Origin of the sequence: Actinoplanes derwentensis, assembly GCF_900104725.1 — a bacterium.
GTDB classification, from domain to species: Bacteria; Actinomycetota; Actinomycetes; order Mycobacteriales; family Micromonosporaceae; genus Actinoplanes; species Actinoplanes derwentensis.
The window spans coordinates 2,732,591-2,749,874 of the sequence record NZ_LT629758.1 but is presented as its reverse complement, the minus strand read 5'-3'; the positions used below and the strand labels follow the sequence as shown (position 1 = coordinate 2,749,874).

The 17,284-nt window shown below is 66.1% G+C and carries 14 protein-coding genes and 2 pseudogenes; 7 read left to right on the top strand and 9 right to left on the bottom strand.

The window, feature by feature from the left end; translation table 11 throughout:
- The first annotated feature begins 27 nt into the window (after nt 1–27).
- The gene (locus BLU81_RS50560) at nt 28–999 is read left to right on the top strand and encodes an IS30 family transposase (protein WP_231954769.1); all 972 of its coding nucleotides are present in this window, start codon (nt 28–30) and stop codon (nt 997–999) included.
- A gap of 1,602 nt (nt 1,000–2,601) precedes the next feature.
- Here the strand turns inward: BLU81_RS50560 and BLU81_RS51510 are convergent.
- Together BLU81_RS51510 and BLU81_RS12490 are read right to left on the bottom strand one after the other, a co-directional pair.
- Nucleotides 2,602–3,927: pseudogene (locus BLU81_RS51510) on the bottom strand (NACHT domain-containing protein); the annotation flags it as partial.
- A 379-nt stretch (nt 3,928–4,306) separates the two neighbouring features.
- Nucleotides 4,307–4,582: a hypothetical protein gene (locus BLU81_RS12490; RefSeq protein WP_231954459.1), complete on the bottom strand. Its 276-nt coding sequence runs from the start codon at nt 4,580–4,582 to the stop codon at nt 4,307–4,309.
- A gap of 796 nt (nt 4,583–5,378) precedes the next feature.
- Here BLU81_RS12490 and BLU81_RS12485 point away from each other — a divergent pair.
- Together BLU81_RS12485 and BLU81_RS12480 are read left to right on the top strand one after the other, a co-directional pair.
- Entirely contained in the window at nt 5,379–5,948 is a 570-nt protein-coding gene (locus BLU81_RS12485; RefSeq protein ID WP_157751513.1) for a hypothetical protein, read from the top strand.
- Nucleotides 5,935–6,273 carry a hypothetical protein gene (locus BLU81_RS12480; protein ID WP_092544490.1) on the top strand — a complete coding sequence of 113 codons (339 nt, stop codon included), beginning with the start codon at nt 5,935–5,937 and terminating at the stop codon, nt 6,271–6,273. Before BLU81_RS12485 ends, BLU81_RS12480 begins: the two co-directional genes overlap by 14 nt.
- 99 nt (nt 6,274–6,372) lie before the next feature.
- On the opposite strand, the gene BLU81_RS12475 is transcribed toward BLU81_RS12480, so the two are convergent.
- The 4 genes from BLU81_RS12475 to BLU81_RS12460 form a co-directional block, all read right to left on the bottom strand.
- Nucleotides 6,373–7,128 (bottom strand): MFS transporter, encoded by a 756-nt coding sequence (locus tag BLU81_RS12475; RefSeq protein ID WP_092544489.1) that lies wholly within the window; start codon nt 7,126–7,128, stop codon nt 6,373–6,375.
- Between the two features lie 29 nt (nt 7,129–7,157).
- Nucleotides 7,158–7,490, bottom strand: coding sequence for an MFS transporter (locus tag BLU81_RS12470; RefSeq protein WP_092544487.1), 333 nt, complete (start codon nt 7,488–7,490; stop codon nt 7,158–7,160).
- On the bottom strand, nt 7,487–8,185 hold the full coding sequence (locus BLU81_RS12465) for a winged helix-turn-helix domain-containing protein (protein ID WP_092544485.1): 699 nt from the start codon (nt 8,183–8,185) through the stop codon (nt 7,487–7,489). The genes BLU81_RS12470 and BLU81_RS12465 overlap by 4 nt, the downstream gene beginning before the upstream one ends.
- Nucleotides 8,186–8,614: 429 nt before the next feature.
- Nucleotides 8,615–9,253: a class I SAM-dependent methyltransferase gene (locus BLU81_RS12460; RefSeq protein WP_092556978.1), complete on the bottom strand. Its 639-nt coding sequence runs from the start codon at nt 9,251–9,253 to the stop codon at nt 8,615–8,617.
- A 222-nt stretch (nt 9,254–9,475) separates the two neighbouring features.
- On the opposite strand from BLU81_RS12460, the gene BLU81_RS47970 reads away from it, so the two are divergent.
- The gene (locus BLU81_RS47970; RefSeq protein WP_157751512.1) at nt 9,476–9,730 is read left to right on the top strand and encodes a hypothetical protein; all 255 of its coding nucleotides are present in this window, start codon (nt 9,476–9,478) and stop codon (nt 9,728–9,730) included.
- A 237-nt stretch (nt 9,731–9,967) separates the two neighbouring features.
- On the opposite strand, the gene BLU81_RS12455 is transcribed toward BLU81_RS47970, so the two are convergent.
- Nucleotides 9,968–12,166, bottom strand: a complete 2,199-nt coding sequence (locus BLU81_RS12455; RefSeq protein WP_157751511.1) for a tetratricopeptide repeat protein — start codon at nt 12,164–12,166, stop codon at nt 9,968–9,970.
- A gap of 512 nt (nt 12,167–12,678) precedes the next feature.
- Here BLU81_RS12455 and BLU81_RS12450 point away from each other — a divergent pair.
- Together BLU81_RS12450 and BLU81_RS12445 are read left to right on the top strand one after the other, a co-directional pair.
- Complete coding sequence (locus BLU81_RS12450; protein ID WP_092544483.1) at nt 12,679–13,302, top strand: hypothetical protein; 624 nt, start codon at nt 12,679–12,681, stop codon at nt 13,300–13,302.
- A 167-nt stretch (nt 13,303–13,469) separates the two neighbouring features.
- Nucleotides 13,470–14,648, top strand: a complete 1,179-nt coding sequence (locus BLU81_RS12445; RefSeq protein WP_092544481.1) for a hypothetical protein — start codon at nt 13,470–13,472, stop codon at nt 14,646–14,648.
- Between the two features lie 250 nt (nt 14,649–14,898).
- Here the strand turns inward: BLU81_RS12445 and BLU81_RS12440 are convergent.
- Nucleotides 14,899–16,086, bottom strand: a pseudogene (locus BLU81_RS12440) (IS256 family transposase); the annotation flags it as partial.
- A gap of 249 nt (nt 16,087–16,335) precedes the next feature.
- Here BLU81_RS12440 and BLU81_RS47965 point away from each other — a divergent pair.
- A complete protein-coding gene (locus BLU81_RS47965) occupies nt 16,336–16,476 on the top strand; it encodes a hypothetical protein (protein WP_157751510.1) in 141 nt (46 codons plus the stop codon).
- A gap of 257 nt (nt 16,477–16,733) precedes the next feature.
- Here BLU81_RS47965 and BLU81_RS12435 read toward each other — a convergent pair whose 3' ends face one another.
- Nucleotides 16,734–17,270, bottom strand: a complete 537-nt coding sequence (locus BLU81_RS12435; protein ID WP_092544479.1) for a hypothetical protein — start codon at nt 17,268–17,270, stop codon at nt 16,734–16,736.
- Between the last annotated feature and the right edge of the window lie 14 nt (nt 17,271–17,284).

The window sequence follows — 17,284 nt, the reverse complement described above, 5'->3', positions numbered from 1 at the left end:
TGGGACAGGATGCCCGCCGTGCGCAACATGTTGACCCTGGTCGATCGTGAAGAGATCTCCCGTGGCTTGGCCGAGGGCCTGGAATTCAAGGAGATTGCCCGGCTGATCAGCCGGAACCCGTCGGTGGTCTCACGGGACGTGGCCCGCCACGGCGGCCGGGCGGAGTACCGGGCCGTGACTGCGGACCAGTCGGCGCTGACCGGTCGGTTGCGGCCGAAGGCGTACGCGGTCGACCGGTCACCACGGCTGCGGACGGTGGTCACGCAGCTGCTCAAGGGCGGCTGGTCGCCGGCGTCGATCGCGGGCCGGTTGCCGCGCGACTACCGCGACGATCAGGCTGTACGGGTGTCACACGAAGCGATCTACCAGTGGGTCTACGCCCAGCCGGTGTCCGCCCTGGCTCGGGAACTGCTGAAGCTGCGCACCGGCCGGACCGCCCGCCGTTCGGGCCCCCGCCCGGCCCCGGCCCCGCGGATCCGTGAGCCCCGCTACCTCGACGAACGCCCCGCCGAGGTCGAGGACCGGCAGGTGCCCGGCCACTGGGAAGGCGACCTCGTGATCGGCAAGGCCGGCAGGTCCGCAGTCGCGACCCTGGTCGAGCGGACCTCCCGGATGCTGGTCCTGGTCCCGCTGACCGGACGCGACGCGCTGACCGTCGGCGACGCGGTGATCGCCGCCGCCGGAACGCTGCCGCCACAGATCGCCCGCTCGCTGACCTGGGACTGCGGCTCCGAGATGGCCGGACACGCACGGATCACCGCCGCCGGGCTGCCGGTCTACTTCGCCCGCCCGCACTCACCATGGCAGCGCGGCAGCAACGAGAACGCGAACCGCATCCTGCGCGAGTACTTCCCGAAAGGCGTCCCGATCACATCGGATCCGAAATACCTGGCAATGGTGGCTTCCGAAATCAATGACCGACCCCGTAAGATCCACAATTGGAAGAAGCCCTCCGAGATATTCGCCGAACTCGTAGAGGCAAATGCTTCGACTGCCTGAATCTGCCAAGCCCAGCCTCTGGGTTGCTTTTGCCAGAGCGTGGGCTCCTCCCACTGGCTCGCCGTCTGTTGAAAAAGACATACTGTTCATGTTCTGGAGGCAATTCAGCGTCTCAGGATTCCACGACGAGGGTGCCATCAAGGAAAGATGCTTCAACTCGGACAACTCTGCGAAAGTTGTCTCGGTTATTGCGAATCCCGAAATGCCGAGGCTAGAAAGCTTCGGTATTTGGCGAAGAGGAGTCAAATCCTGATTCGGGTCGAGATTCGACAACGAGAGAGATGTGAGCTCAGGAAGGTCCTGCAGCGGTGAGAGATCAAGGCGCCGATCTTTTGCGTTGAGATATAACCACCGAAGTTCAGAATGTAGGGACAGTTGCCGTAGGTCACCGGAAAATCCTCCTTGAAGGAGCAGCCTGGTGAGGTGTGGTACGTTCGATAGATAGGAGATTTCCAGCCTCTGGAAAGTGTCCAGGCTCGTGTCGGTGAGGTGACGCAGTCGCGGCAGTGCCGATATTAGGCTCGCGTTTTGGATTTCTATCGCGCCGCCGTCGAGGGGTGAGTCAGCCAGGACTTTCTCGGCGTAGTCGTGGGGGTCGAAGTACTCCCAAGCGGTAATGAGCTGCCTTTGGACGCGGGGCCTCGGGTCGGGACCGTAGCGGGCGAGGGTGTCGAGCGCTGCCGGCCCGTTGACCAGTGCGACGGCTCGGACAGTGGCCGCGGCCTGGGCTTCGCTCAATGCGGTGAGGTCTGCGGGCAGTTCGGCGAGCAGCGGTTCTCCGACTGCGGCCACAGATCTCGCTTCGGTGACGGAACGGGGCAGCAGGTCGCGTAGGTGTCCGCGGACCTGGGTGAGGACATCCGGTTCGACCGCCGGTGCGGTTTCCAGACACGCTGCGGCGAGTAGCCGGAGCCGCCGCGTTTTCTTGGGCTGTTTGTCGGCGAGCGCGAGCAGGCCGGTCAGCACCTGGGCGCGGATGGGCGCGTTGGCGTGGCCGGTGGCCAGGATGATGGTTTCCCGCCACGTGTCGAGATGTGCGTGTTCGATGAGGGCGCCGGTGTGGCCTTGGTCGGCGGCTTCGCGGGCGGCCAAGTATTCCTGGAAGGTGCGGTGAACGAAGTCGATGCGGTCGGGGACCGGCTCACGCAGGATGCCGCTGCGTTGAATCATGTGCTCGAGAACTTCGGTAGCCGGTGCGGTGATGTGCCGGATTCCGGCGAGGCGGTGGGAGAACCGCTGTGCGGCTTCGGCTCGGGTAAGTTCGGCGCGGCCATTCTGGGTCATCCACCAGGCGGCTTCCTGCAGGATTTGGGCTTGGTCGCGGCTGGTGAGTTCGGGTAGTTCAGTAGCTACGCCGCGGTGGGAGTCGCGGCGGTGCAGCAGCATGTCGATCGCGGCTTGGTAGATATCCATCCGGTTGCGGGGCAGGTTGCTGTCGCGATCGAGGTTCAGCGCGCACAGCATCGCGCACAGCAGCGGGCTGGCGGCCAGGTTCTGCAGGTGGGGGCTGCCGTCGAGCTGGGCGAGTAGCCGCTGCTCGAAGCCGGAGAGCTGGTGTGGTTGACAGGGTAGGTCTCCGGCACGTCGCACGGCTTCGTGCCAGTGCCGGATGAGGGCTTTGATGTCGGCCGGGCCCATGCGTTCCAGGAAGACCGAGGAGAATTCTTCGGTGTCCAGCCAGCGAGCTGATGCGGCGGCGGGCCGGGAGGTGACGACTACTCGCAGGTTGGGGTAGGCGGCGAGCAGGCCGCGCAGCCAGTCGCGGACGGTTCGGCGTTGGGCTTCGGGTACTTCATCAACACCGTCGATACACAGTATGGCTCCCGCATCGAGTTGACGGTGGACCCATCCCACGGGCATCAAACCAGCGATGGCGGCGGCGATCAGGTCTAGGAAACGCTCCGGAGCTGGCAATGGCTGGGTGACATGGTCGCGTAGCCGGATCAGGAACGGGGTGCGTCCGTTCCAGCTGTCGAGCTCACTGGCGAACCCGTGCCGGGCAGCGGTAACGGCGATCCACTGCATCAGGGTGGTCTTGCCGGAACCAGCGTCGCCGCGTAGTAAGACTCGTGCCGCGTCGCCGAGGGCCTGTTCGGCGCGGACCGATGCGCTGTCCGCGCCGCTATCGGCGCGGAACTGGCCGGGATTCCAGCGGAACCCGGCTCGACGTAAGCCCCGCGTGTTGGAACCGGTGACGGTGAGGCTGATGTAGGCGATGCTCAGCGGAGTGCGCAGGCGGTAGCGGTGTACGTCGACGCCGAACAGTTCCAGGTGATCCAATTCGGTGAGTATGTGGGCCAGGTAGCGGTTGCGGAACTGGGTGTCGTGGCTGGTGCCTGTGGGTGCGTCGAGGCTGGTTACCGGTAGCCGGGCAAGGACTTCGGTGAGGCCGTCGGCGACCGTGGTTAGTCGCTCCAGGGTTTGGATGGTGGCGCGGGCCTGGAACGGGCCGAGTTGCACGACTAGTTGGGTCAGGCAGGTGCAGCACTCGTCGAGAACCCTGCCGTACAGATGGACCGCCGCCTCGCTCAGGCCGGCCAGGGCGGGCATGTCGGGTAGCTGCCGCCGTAGGCGGGTGGCCATCAGGGCGGGGTCGACGTCGTCGGCGAACACCGCGGCGTCGGACAGGTCAGCGGCTTGCAGGGTGTCGGTGACCGCGTCCAGGACAGCGACGATCTCGTTGTCGGCCAGCGCTTGCTCGCGGCGGCGGATAAGCGGTTGGAGCCGTTCGTAGACGGTGTCGGTGATGTCGCCCAGCCGGCGGCTGGCTCGGCGTACGCCGAGATCGTCGGCGACCCCTGTCCCGATCAGCTCGATCAGCGGTGTCTCGCGTTCCCGCTTGTCACGGCGGCGTCCCAGCCACCGTCGCACCGCCGGTGAGACCACCGAACCTGCTGTACGCAGCAGCGCTGTCTCGACCACACCCATGCCTTGTCTCCCTCGCCTTCCGCCTTACCTCCGAACGCCCTGCGTGTGTCGGCAGCTAACGGGTCGTCGCCACGGCCGGGCTCGCGCAGTACCCTCCGTTGGCCCGCTGGTGGCGGTTGGAAACCGCCCGTGCCCGACCGCCTGCTCGGCAGACAGGAACTCGGTTCCATCATCATCGACCACCAGCAATAAACCTATGTGGACCCCCATACCGCGACAGTCACCCGAAAGAAGGAGTCACGCTCAGCCGGAACGGCCCCACTATCATCTGCCGCAAGTATCTTGAGCAGCCTAAACGCTAGTTTCTGCAAGATCGCCAATCGTCGGCCGGCACCCTCTCGTCGCCGAGGCCACACCCATCTACCGATCTCGTGCTCTGCTATGCCGACGGTACCGGCGCGGTATCGATGTCGGACAAATGGCGGTGCAGCGACGTCTTCGGGATACCGGTCTTGCCAGCGATCGTGCCCAGGCTCTGACCTTGGGCCTTGAGCAACCGCGCGTACTCGATCTTGTCGGTTAGGTGTGCGAGGGGCCGGTCGACGTGCCGGCCCTTGGCCTCGGAGACCGCGCGGGCGTTGGCGGCGCGTTCGGCGGCGAACGTGCGCTCCATCTTCGCGAACAGTGCCAGCAGCAGGAACGCGATTCGGCCCATGCCCTCGTCGGCGGTGTTGATCGGCGACGGGGTCCTCCAACGACCGCACCCCCTGGGACGCGGTGCAAGCCCATGTGATCGGCGCGCTGGATACGATCCGGACCGAGGTCGCCACCCTGCCCACGGCACCACGCGTCTCCATCCGGCCAAGCGGGAGGCGTTCTCAGACGGGGACACCGCGGTCGTCCGGTCCCGCGCGGACGGGCGGCCGCAGCGGGCGGTAGATGTGACGTTCCTCGATTCCCTGGCACCGGCCGGGTGACTCACCGGAGGTCAGAGCCCGCGGGCGCGTTTATCCTTCTCCCAGAGTTTCTTCTCGCGTTCCCACTGTGCTGCTCGCCGTTGTGTGGCACGTTCCTCCGCGGTCGGCTGGGGCGGGGCCGTGCTCTCCGTCGTAGTTGGCACTGCCCAGAGGAGGCGACCTGCGGGGCCGCGCAGGGGTTTCGGCGACGGTTGGCACCGACTTTCGGTTTTTGGTGGCATTGGTACGGCTTTTCGGTGGTTGTTGTCACCCGGCGGAAGTAGATGGGGTGACCGGTGGGCCCGTCGGCAAGACCGGCGCCCGCAACCGCATCGAAGCCGCCCACCTCGCCCGCGTCAGCGGCTGGCTCTGGCCCGGTCATCGGCCTTTGATCCGTTGACGGTGGTCGTTACCGTGGTCGGCAGTCAGTCGATTCCACCACGGGGAACGCCGATGTCAGTCCGTCAACGGATGAGGGGCTGGGCAGTCGCGGCCTGCGGTCACGTGCTGGGCGGCATGCTGTACTCGCTGGTGATGGTGTCAGCGGACTGGGCTATGCGCACTTATCCTGTCCAGTTCTCCGGCGCGGCTCTGCTCCTGGTCCTTACCTGGTTCGTCGTCGGGCTGGTGAAGGAGAACAAGGCGCACCGCGAGATGGCGCGTCAGGTGACGGACGCGGGCTGGGTGCCCGTCGAGGCCGGCTCACGGGACTGGCCCTGGACCGGGGAGGTGAAGGTTCACCGGGCATGGTCGTTCTCGGCTCAGGGCCTGCCGGTCGTCGCGGGCGAGATCAGGTGGCGCGGCGACGCCCTCGCCGGAATGGTGTCAACCGGCACGAGAGGCCTGTTCGTCGTGGTCGAGCTCCCGTCCCCGGCGCCACTGATGAAATATCACCTGGAGTACGAACTGGTGGGTGCCGTCCCACCGGACAGCGAATCGCCACTGCGCGCGAACTTTCTACTCGGCCGGATCCCCGCGTGGACGGTCTGCGAACGGGAGCTCTTCACCGTCCACAAGTGCCGGGTGATCCGCCCCGCCCTCGTCGCCGACGCCGTCCAGCGCACGTTCCGGGTCGCCGATCTGCTCCACCTGACATCTCCCGGAGACGACCATGACGAACGCTGAACTCTTCCATCGGCTGATCGAGGAGACGGCACAGGCTGACGACTGGCGCAGCGGCTCGGTCCGGCCCGGGTGCCTCCCGCTGTTCAACTACTGGGGACCTGTCCTGTACCTGACGCCCCCCGGTGATGTGGTCCGCAACGACGACGAGGACGGCCCGCTGCGGCCCGCCGACCCGGCCGAGCGCGACTTCGGTCTAGCCCGGGCCGCCGAGTACTACCCGGAACTCGCTCACCTCAAGCTGCCCGCGGAGATCGTCGATGGGCATCTCGCGCTCTCCGCAGCTGAGATTTCCTCACCCCGCGATGAACTTGTCCGAAGGAGTTGATGTTCCTGCGGATCCGGTCCCGCATACTGCGTCCGGCGGCGGGGCTGTTCAGGCTGTTTCGCTCCAGCTCGGCGGCCGGGTTGCGACGTGACGCTGTAGTTAAGCCGTTGCGGATACCGCAGCGGCGTCTGAGGGCGGCCGGTTCATCAGCTGCCAGGTGCGTCGACGGATCAGTGGGTCGAGGGTGACCAGTAGGTACGCCGCCCCTACCGCGAGGATGCTGCCGGTGGCGCCGAGGGTTGACGCGAGCATTCCGCCCAGCAGCCCACCGAGGGGGATACCGGCCCAGGCCAGACCACCGACCGCGCCGAGCACGCGCGCCCGCAGCCCGGCGGGGATGCGTTCGAACTCAGCAGCGGACAGTAACGGGTTGATGGCCCCGATCAGTACCCCGCAGACGAGCGCGACGCCGGCGATGACGGGCAGTCCGACCGGCAGCACCAGCACGAAGATCTTCGGCACAGCGCCGAGCAGGAATGCCAAGGCGTAAGTGCGCCATCGCGGCAGCCGCTGGCCGTACGCCGACACGAGCAGCGATCCTACGACGGCTCCGGCGCTCACCGCGCCGAACACGAGTCCGATGGGTACGGCGTCGTCGAAGCGCTCGGCAGCCCATACCGGGATGAGTACCGCCGTCATGGCCTGGTCGAGCATGTTCGTCAGCAGAATCATCGCGACGATCGCCCGGAACAGCGGGTCACGCCGGATGAAGTGCAGCCCGGCTGCGAGATCGGCGAGGTAGCCGCCGGCACCGGTGGGCTTGTCTTGCTCGGCGGGGCCGGGTGCGGCCCGCCGGACGCGGACCAGCGTCGCCACCAGCGCAGCGGCGATCAGAAAGCTGGCCGCGTCCAGCACGATGACCGCCGGCGCTCCGACCAGCGCGATCAGCAGAACAGTCCCACTACCCCGACCAAGACGAGTAAGACCGGGAAATCGAGCAGTCCCGCGATGTGCAGTAGCGGCACCACGCCGAGCACCAGACCGGCGATCAGGTCACCGCCGATACTGGTGCTCCGCAACCCGATCCGGTCGACCAGCGGTCCACCGAGTACTTTTGCCGCGACCAGGGTGCCCATCTCCACGGACGCGGTGATGCCCGTCAACAGGGCATCACCGGTGGTCTGCAACACCAACCAGGGCACCGCCACCACCGACATTCGGGTGCCGGTGACCGAGACCGCCTCGGCCACGAGGAGCCCGTACGCGGCCCGCCTCACGCCTGGTCCCCGGCCACGGCGCCGGACGGTTCATCGACCACGGCACCGGACGACTCGGTATCTGCAGGCGCGGTCCGCCTCGCCAACAGATCGTCCAGTTGGCCTCGCCGCGGGAAGATCTGGAACTGTGTGGTCATCGCGACGCGTTCCGACTCGTCGTCGCCCCGCTCCGTCGCCTGTTTCCGGTAGCGCGCCAACAGGGCCATCAAGTCGTCGGAGAGCTGCCGGGTCTCCGAGGCGCTCAGGCGGATGGTGGTGTCGCTCATGTTCGACGCCTGCACCCACTCTTGCGGCCAGTCGGCTAACTCATTGATCGATTGCTCGACGTTGTCCGCGTACATCCGCGCGACGGTGCGCAGGTAAGCCTCACCGAGCTCGCGCTCCGGCGCGTCTTGGTCGGGAGTTTCGAACCAGGTCGAGCGATGTACGGCACGCCAGAAACGTTCCCGGCCGCGGCCTAGCTCGGGTGCGTCGGTAACGAAGCCATGCGCTGCCAGGGTGCGCAGGTGGTAGCTGGTCGAAGCGCTGGACTCACCGAGCCGAGCAGCCAGCTGGGTGGCGGTCTGCGGTCCTTCGTGACGCAGCGAACCGAGTAGCCGCAGGCGTAGTGGATGGGCAACGCCTCGCAGCGTTCGAGCGTCCAGAACCACATCGTGCGTGGAGTCGTACCCGGGGGTACGGGGGCCCTCAGCCATGCATGCCAACGTATCTTGGCAAAGGATTCTTTGCAACGGATCGTTGGCATAGCGTGCGACGCAAAGTCGATGGAATGGCAGCAGTGATCATCGTTGGGGGCGGGACGCGTCCGCGACGTCACCAGCGCGCCCGCATATTCGCACCGTCCCAGAACGATCAAATCCTCCAAGGTATTGACACCCCCCGTCCAGGTTGGGGTGGGTGTGAGGTCTATCGACCAATGGCGACCACCTCAACTGGCCAAGCCGTAGCTTCCAGCCCGAATCAACGCCAGCGCTGGTCAACCGCTTGACGGAATGGGCGGCGACCACCCGGTGATATCGGGGCTCTGACCTGCGCTGTCGTTGGTTTTGGGTTATTTACTACCTGGAACCGCTGCCGCCCCGGCTGCAGCGCACCGTGACCACGGGTCCGCTGCTGCCGGCTACTCAGTCGCCGTTGGGGCGCCGCAGGGTCAGCGACTGGAAGCGGTAGCCGCGACCCGTATCGACCGGATGAAAGTCCACCACGTCGAACCGCGCGGCGGCGGCAAAGCCGAGCAACTGTTCGTCAGTTCGCCACGAGAAGAAGCGCGGCGGCACGTGCTGGTCATCGTCGATCGGACCCTCAGCGCTTTCGCTGCCGCCATACACCCCGACGAAGAGTAGGCCGCCGGGACGCAGGATAGCCCGGATCACGGCCAGGACCACAGGCAGGTCGTGGTTGGGCACGTGCAGCAGGCAGTTCATCGCGAACACCGCGTCGAAGGAGCCGAGCGGGAAGTCAAGGTGCAGGAAGTCCATCACGTGAGCCTCGATGCCCTTGGCCCGGCAGTGCTCCACCATCAACGGCGACAGGTCGGCTGCGACGACGTCAAGACCCTCCTGCTGGAAGAAGGCGCTGTCCTGCCCGGTGCCCGCACCGATCTCCAGCAACCGCGCACCTGATGCCAGACGGTCCCGGAACGCCTGACGCTCTGCCAACTTCCACGGTTCCTTGGTTAGCCCGTCGCGCCAGGCCGCGCGGGTGTCATATGCCTGGCGCAGCGGGTCGAGAACCTCGTCATATCGGACGTTCATATCGATCATTGTCTGCGCACTCGACGGAGCCCCGAGCACCGCCCCACCGATACTCAGAGCGACCGACCGTCCAGTTGAAGCATGAATAGGCGACGGTTGGATTACGCGACTCTGCCAGTCGGACGGGCCTACTTCCCGTAGTTGAAGGGCACGATGCCACCGCAGAGTGGCACCGCAGCGTGGCATTGGTGAGGGCTCGCGGATCCAGCTGACGGCAACCACCATGGAGTGATGGCAGGACAGCAGCCCCGTCGATGGGCGGGCCTTCCCCCGGCCGAGCGCAAGCATCGGCAGCAGCAGAGTCCGGCCGACAAGACCCGCGCAGCCCCGGCGGCACCGGCGATCAGCGAGGACGAGCGGCGACGGCGCCAGAGCCAGTCCGATCGTGATCGAGCTCGGGCCCGCGCTGCAGCCGAGCATGAGGAGGCCATATATCGCACCGTGCTCGGCGGCGACATCAACTTTATGGACAACCACGACTGGTAGCCCGCCCTCGAAGACGGAGTTTCTTAACGGATGCGCGACCAGGGATCATAAAAGTTGATTTAGTACAGCATCCGCCATTTGTGGTGCCCGCGCTGGCGAGCAGCTGCGCATCGACCCTGTCGAATCCGCGGAGATAGGGGCTGTCCGCCCGTTCGCCGGCTCCGCCTGGTTCGGCAGGCGGAGCCAGCCTTCGGGTGCTGTCCTTATTTCAGACAGAGAGGGGCCTGGCAAATGGTCTCAGCGCTTCGGTGACAGATCGTTGGTGCGCCGAGCTGCGTCGACGTGGGCCTGCCAGTACGACAGCGCCAAGCGCATGACCAAGACTTCGAAGTGGTCGGCGCCGTAAACCCGGGCATAGTCATCGAGCAGTGTCCGGCATGCGTCGGCAGCACCTTCCGCGTCACCTTCCGCACCGATGGCGGAGGCGAGATTGGCTCGGGTGGCGAGGGTGCGTGGGTGGTCCGGACCGAATACTCGTGTGTATTCCTCGGCAAGCTCCCGGAAGCTGACGGATCCGTTGAGGGGAATTCCGGAGTCCTGCTGAAGGCACAGAACGTTGTTGCGGGTGCGCAGCGTGGTGGGGTGGTCGGGGCCGAATATCCGGGTTTCCGCTGCGAGGACCTCGTGGTATACCTCGTTGGCCGCGTCGAAGTGACCGGTCTCTCCGTGCCAGTTGGCCAAGGATGCCTGTACGCCGAGCGTGACTGGGTCGTCTGGTCCGAGGATGCGGCGGCAGTCGCCGAGCAGTTCCTCGAAGCGGGCCACGGTGTGCTGCGGATTGTCGTGGTCGGCGTCCCGTTTCATAACTTCGCAGCGGGTGACCAGAGTGTAGGAATGTTCCGGGCCCATGATGCGCACGCAGTCGTCGAGCAGCCTCCGGTAGGCCGCCGCGGCTTCGCGTGGATCGTTCTCTTCCATCGCGTCGGCAAGGTGTCGGCGGGTGGTCAGCGAATCGACATGATCGGCGCCGATCAGGCCGGTCTGTTCGGCCAGAAGCTGTCGCAGTATGGCGGTCGCAGCATCGTGGTTCCCCGCTTCGACGAGGCTGTCGGTGATGCGGAAATGCAGCCGGTGAGTACGGGGTTCGATCAAGTAGGCGCGCGCCGCCTCGAAGAGGACGAGCGTGTTGGCGCGCAACATCTGTTCGCGGAGCCGATCAGGCTCGACCTCCGGCCAGATTTCCAGCAGCGCGTCCGCGGCGATCCAGGCCAGCACGTCGAGGCTGTCCGCATCCAGGTCATCGCGAATGACACGCTGGATCAGCACATGCGTCTGTACCAGGGCGGTGCGCTGATTGCAGGTGACCAGGTTCAGCCGATCGAGAGTGTGCAGGACGTCGAGAATATCGCTTTCCTGCCCGAGTTCGCCTTCCAAAGTTATGTAGTCGATGGCGGGCGTACTCGTGAAGAAGTCCAACGGGATCGCCTCGGGTTGCAGGAGGCAGACGAGGTGGAGGATGGAATGTGCCAGGCCTGGCGGACCGGCCTTGTCGGCCGCTTCGATCGACAGCGCCCAGGTCGCGGCGAGCGTCGTGCGGTGGTTGTCCGGAAGCCCGTCCTCAGGCGGGACCACGTCGGCGAGGCTGAGTCTCACGTCACTGAGCCGGCGTCGATAGGTAACGCAGTCGAGCTCACGGTCCCGGATGAAGGCGGCAGCCTGTGCCAGGGCGAGCGGAAGATGATCCAGGTCCTTGGCCAGGGCTACGGCATGCTGGCGTTGAACGGGCTTGCCGACAGCCCGCCTGAGATATGCCACTGACTCGTCGGCTGTGAACAGGTCAACGGTGATCAAGGTACGGTGTCCTACGTCGAGCACGGCATCGCGGCGTCGGGTGGTGACGATGGTCCGGCCATGTGTGCTCACAGGTGGCCACCAATCGGCCGCGTCGGCAGGGCTGTCGAGTTTGTCCCAGACGATGAGCCAGTTCTGATCGGTTTGCTCCAGCCACACCATCAGTTGGTCGGCCGCCTGTTGCGGATGGGCCTGGTCGTCGACGATTGCCAGGGCTCTTGCGGCCTCTGCGTACGCGGTGATGATCGAGTCTAGGCCGTACACGGGTATCCAGACCAGCAGCTTCAGGTCACCGCGGCCGGCGGCCTGACGGGCGAATGCTGCGGCAATCTGGGTTTTGCCGACCCCGCCCAGCCCCGATAGCACCTGGGTAGGCCAAGGGTTCCGGCTGCGCCACCGGGTGCCGGGTTGACCGAGCAGATCGGGCCGCTGCTGAAACCAGGCTGGCTCCGGGGGGATTCGCCCGATCCGGACTGACGTTTGCCGTCGCGTTCTTCGTTTCAGCAATGCTGTACGGCCTGCGACCGCGGCAGGAACGACTACTGCCACCACCGCGGCGACCCATGAAGCACGCTCGAGCACGTCCCAGCTCGGCACGACCAGGGCGTTCGCCAGCAGATGCCGCCCCCACATCACCACCGCCACCAGGACTGCGGCAACGGTCACTACAGCGGCCAGACGAGCAGGGCGGCGCGGTCGAGCGCCGGGGTACCGAACCATGCAGCCATGGTCGCAGTGACTACAAAATCCTGTCCGCGATTGTCCACGCGCGCACGACCGCGCGGGCTGCAGCCCGAGGCTGCGTCCAGCCTCTCTCCAGCATTGGCATCGAGCCACCTACCACCCGCACGACGCCTGCCACAGCGGAAGCACCCGGCCCCCACCCGTTCTCACCGTCATGGACTTCGCCCGTGATCGCGGCCGTACGCCTGTCGGTGGGCCGGTGGACCTGCCCGCCGACATCGACCAAGCTGCCACCTGCTCGCTACAGCCGTTCTTCGGCCGCGCTACGGCATTCCCATCACACGCTGACCGCCGAGCATCGCGTTCCCGACTGTTACCGCGGGCCCCGACCCGGGCGATGTCTTGGGTCTGGCTCGGCGCCCCCCTGTGCGCGTCAGTCTATTTCGATGGACATCGGTCCTACCCTTGGTGTCGTGGCGTGGTCGCTGAGTCTCCGAGAGTTCCGGCAGCCCCTATTGGCCGAAGAGTTGCTGCTAGCCGCTGGCAAGGCGTTGTACCTGGCTAACGCGTTCGAGACCAAGTGCCAGTACGTACTGCGAATACTCAACCTGGTGCAGATCGTCGAGTCCGATCCGGTGCTGACGCTGGAGCAAGCGTTTGCCGCGCTGCCACAAGACAAGATGCTCGCGGCCACCGTGCAGGACATCACCGGCTATCAACTCAGCAGCGACATGGCGAAGATGGATCTCCTTCACCGCGCTCGCCGTGCGCGCAACTTCATCGCGCACGAAGGCATGTCGACCGGCCCGATTTGGGGTCTGCACCGGCAGACCATCATCGAACACACCGGCCGCCTCCGAGCCGCAGTCGCCGACCTAGCCGCCGGGGACAACGTCGTTTCCGCCTGGTGCTACGAAATCGATGAGAAGGAGCCGGCACCACGCGACTTCACGTCCGCCTACCCCGACATGGTGGCTACGTGGATCTTCGGCCGCCTCGACCTCCTCATTACCCAGACCGAAGGCGAGCCAGACGACAGGGAGCCCACCCTGGCCGAATACCTGAAGCAGCGAAGCACTACACAAAGCGGTCAGTAGTTCGTCACGTCGACTGCCGAGGCTCGATGACCGGGGTAACTGGGTCGCTCGCCGGGTTCAGGTGGTGCTGTAGTAGATGGGTGCCTCTCCCGCCGTATGCACCGCCGACGCTGCGCTCATCGCGGGCGCCGAACCCGTTTGACCGATCACAGCCTCAGCGGCTGCTTATGCTCATCGATCAGCCGCTCGCAACCGGCCAGGTCGACGGCCAAGGCGCCTTTCACGGCTATCCCTTCCTCGGTAATGGGAGTACCGGCTTCCCCGACGCCCCGACGGTGCTGCGCAGCTACTTCGGCCATGACGCACTCGAAGTGAGGCTCGCCGACGACGAGTTCGACCACAACGACGTAAACGACTACCCCGATTCGGTCGTCGAAGTCGACGAGATGGCGGCCAAGCATGGCATCGACATGAACGATGCTCGCGACGGCGTGCTGCTCTACCGCGTCGGCAGCGATCAGGAGGCTGACCTGATCGTCACCGAGCGGGATTGGCTCCTGGCCGAACGACACCGACCGTACGGCCAACTCCTCGCCAACGTGGTCTCACCAGACGAAGCGCTGGCAATCATCGGCCTCTACCTGCGCTGGCACCAGCGGCCAGTGATCATCGGAGGGTCGGCGACTCGGTGGCATCCCACGTCCATGAGGCGGAGCGCCGCCTACATCGCGATGCCCGCCTTCGAGCGCTGGAACCAGGCCGGCAGGGTCTGGTACGACACCAAGAACGATCTCACCCTGGAGAACCTCAACCGCACCCTCCTGACCCGCATCTCGCGGGCCTTTCAGTTTCGCGACAGCATCTTCGCGCTGTCAGCCACGATGGTCGGCCACGAGCCGGAAGACATGCTGTGCGAGCTGGACTCGCTGCTGTTTTCCCTGGTCGGGGCCTTCGACGTCGCCGCCCGCATCACCGACGTCGTGCTTGGACGCAACGGAGGACGCCGGGGCGGATGGCAGAACACTCAGAATGGGGAGTGGCAGTCCAGCCTGGAACCGGTCGCCAAAGACCTGTTCGACCACACGAAACCCGGGAGCGAAATGCAGCACGCCTTCCGCGTCCTGCGAGATCTCCGCAACAGCGTCCACAACGAGGCCATCAACCTGACCCGCGCGGACGGAACCTTCTACCTCACCACCGAGCCCACCACCCAGGGCAGGCTTCGCTCCTTCCTCCGCGAAAGCCATCCCGGATGGACCACCACGACACTCGGTATCAAAGTCCAGCCGCCCGGGGGCGCAACGCAGGGCAGATGGGTGCCGGGTGTCGGCCGCTACACCGTCACCGTCCGGGGTCAAGCCCCTGGAAGTGGTGTAACGGCTGATCTTTCGAGTTGTGCTGGTTAGAAGGGTTGTTCGCCGGGCTGTCCGGTGACGGGGTCGCGGGTTTCGGGTCGCCAGTGGTCGATGTCGTCGGGCCAGGGTGCGGGCCGGCCTCGGTCGTCCCAGAAGCCGGTCTCGATGTTGTCGGTGTGCAGGGCGGCGTTGCGCCGGGCGCGTTCGGTGGGGTCGGGGATGGCGGGGTCGCCGGTCGGGTGGGGCATGCTGCGGTCTCCAGTGCGGGCAGGTCCGTGGTGGTGGCGGTGGCTGCGGGCGGTGTCTTGCGGGCTCGTTCGAGGACGTCGAGGGCGAAGTAGCGGCGGCCTTCGGTCCATTCGTCGTGTTGTTCGGCCAGGACGGCGCCGACGAGGCGGGTGACGGCGTCGCGGTCGGGGAAGATCCCGACGACGTCGGTGCGGCGGCGGATCTCCTTGTTCAGGCGTTCGTTGGGGTTGTTGGACCAGATCTGACGCCAGATCTGCTGCGGAAACGTGGTGAAGGCGAGCAGGTCGGCGCGGGCGTCGTCGAGGTAGGCGGCCACTTTCGGCAGCGATCTGCCGACCGAGTCCAGGAGCTTGTCGAACTGGGCGTGGACCGAGTCGGGGTCGGGTTGGTCGTAGACGGAGTGGAGCATGGTTTTGACCGCCGGCCACGCCGACTTCGGGCAGATCCCCATGAGGTTTGCGGCGAAGTGGGTGCGGCATCTCTGCCACGAGGCGCCGGGCAGGTTCGCGGCGATGGCGTTGACCAGGCCGGCGTGGGAGTCGGAGGTGACCAGCAGGGTGCCGGTCAGGCCGCGGGCGACCAGGTCGGCGAAGAACGTGTTCCAGGCCTGCTTGGTCTCGCTGGTGGCGACCTTGACGCCGAGGACCTCGCGGTGGCCGTCGGCGTTGACACCGGTCGCGACCAGCACGACGGCGTTGACGACCCGGCCCTGTTCGCGGACTTTCATGGTCAGCGCGTCGGCGGCGACGAAGGTGAACGGCCCGGACTCGTGCAGGGGCCGGGTCCGGAACGCGTGGACCTGGTCGTCGAGGTCGGCGGCCATCCGCGAGACCTGCGACTTGGACAGGCTGGTGATCCCCAGAGACTGCACCAGTTTGTCCATCCGGCGGGTGGAGACGCCGAGCAGGTAACAGGTCGCGACCACGCTGACCATGGCGGCTTCGGCCCGTTTACGGCGTTCGAGCAGCCATTCCGGGAAGTAGGAGCCGGAGCGGAGCTTGGGGATGGCGACGTCGATGGTGCCGGTGCGGGTGTCGAGCTCGCGGTGGCGGTAGCCGTTACGGGAGTTGACCCGGTCCGGGCTGCTGATGCCGTACTCGGCGCCGCAGATCGCGTCGGCCTCGGCGGAGAGCAGGCTGTTGATGACGGTGGACAGTAGGTGGCGCATCAGATCCGGTGACGCGTCGGTCAGCGCTTGGCCGAGCAGGCCGGCAGGGTCGATGATGTGAGGAGCGGCCATCGTGGTGGGTCCTTTCGAGAGTTCCGTGAGACGTTCGCTCGAAAGATCACGCGATGGCCGCGCTCTATGCCGGACAAGCTGTCCGACGATCACGCCAACCGCGTTACACCACTATCAGGGACTCCACTCCGTCCCCGGCGGACCGGTGCGCCGAGACCCGCAGATCCTCTCGACGGGGAACTGGTCCTCGACGTACGGCAACTGGTCAACAAGCTCTTCCCAGCATGCCTGGGCGCTCTCAACAGGATCATGCAACACCTGCCCCTCGGTAACGTCCCGGGCTACAACCCGAGCATGGACAACCCACCGAGGGTCAACCTGCCGTGGCAGTTCAGCGACACCACCGGACACCGGCTCCGCGCGCTCTACGGCATCAGCGAACTCCAGTAGGAGGGCCAGAGCGGACCAACGAAAGAGTCCCCGGCCGTGCGCGTCATCGGGGATGATCATCTGGCTCAGCTGCGGACTTCGCACTGTCCGCCGAACGGGACTGCCCATGAAACGGTGGCAGTGGCGCTGAGCGAGCACGGAACGCCAGGTCAGCGCCTTCCACACACTGCGCCGCCACGGCGGGCAGAGTCCCGCGTAGGCGGGAGTCGGAGGTTGCTTCGGGCCCGATGGGCCACTGATCTACCGTTCGGCATCATTCAGCCAGCCGTGATCGGTGCTCGGTCTATGCCGCTGAGCCGGCGGGTGAGATCTTCGACGATGTTGCGGTGGGTGCCGGCCAGACCGTGGATGTCGGTGAGTGCGGTGTACGGGTCGCGGCTGTCGAGCCTGCGGAGGTGTCCGCGGCGGATCCAGACGTCGGTGGGTCGGATTAGGTAATTGGTGGTCAGGATGGTGGTCTGGTGAGCGAGCAGGTACTCGACGGTGCGGTGCAACTTGTCGCTGTTGCGGGAGTACCGACTCAACGCCGACATCCAGGCGGTCGTAGGTGCGGTCGCGGCGTCGCGTAGGGCCGCGATCATGTGCTGGTCGTAGCGCGGGTCGATGGCGCTGAAGACCGGCCCGGCATCGTCCACGCCGGACAGCGGAACGGTGACGACTTCGTCGCCGTGTGGCAGTTCGGGGATCGGCGCGGCGGGTAGGCGTAGCGGGTGCCGGCCACGGTTGGTAAACGCCTCGGCCAGGACGGTGAAACAGGCCCAGGCACGCGGATACTTTGCCGGACGACTGTCCACTGGCTACGGTGGTG

What these genes read in the sequence shown, in the direction of transcription:
- BLU81_RS50560 (WP_231954769.1), top strand. Translation starts at nt 28, where the DNA reads ATGTTGACCCTGGTCGATCGTGAAGAGATCTCCCGTGGCTTGGCCGAG.
- BLU81_RS12490 (WP_231954459.1), bottom strand. Translation starts at nt 4,582, where the DNA reads ATGGGCCGAATCGCGTTCCTGCTGCTGGCACTGTTCGCGAAGATGGAG.
- BLU81_RS12485 (WP_157751513.1), top strand. Translation starts at nt 5,379, where the DNA reads ATGCGCACTTATCCTGTCCAGTTCTCCGGCGCGGCTCTGCTCCTGGTC.
- BLU81_RS12480 (WP_092544490.1), top strand. Translation starts at nt 5,935, where the DNA reads ATGACGAACGCTGAACTCTTCCATCGGCTGATCGAGGAGACGGCACAG.
- BLU81_RS12465 (WP_092544485.1), bottom strand. Translation starts at nt 8,185, where the DNA reads ATGGCTGAGGGCCCCCGTACCCCCGGGTACGACTCCACGCACGATGTG.
- BLU81_RS12460 (WP_092556978.1), bottom strand. Translation starts at nt 9,253, where the DNA reads ATGATCGATATGAACGTCCGATATGACGAGGTTCTCGACCCGCTGCGC.
- BLU81_RS47970 (WP_157751512.1), top strand. Translation starts at nt 9,476, where the DNA reads ATGGCAGGACAGCAGCCCCGTCGATGGGCGGGCCTTCCCCCGGCCGAG.
- BLU81_RS12445 (WP_092544481.1), top strand. Translation starts at nt 13,470, where the DNA reads ATGCTCATCGATCAGCCGCTCGCAACCGGCCAGGTCGACGGCCAAGGC.
- BLU81_RS47965 (WP_157751510.1), top strand. Translation starts at nt 16,336, where the DNA reads ATGCAACACCTGCCCCTCGGTAACGTCCCGGGCTACAACCCGAGCATG.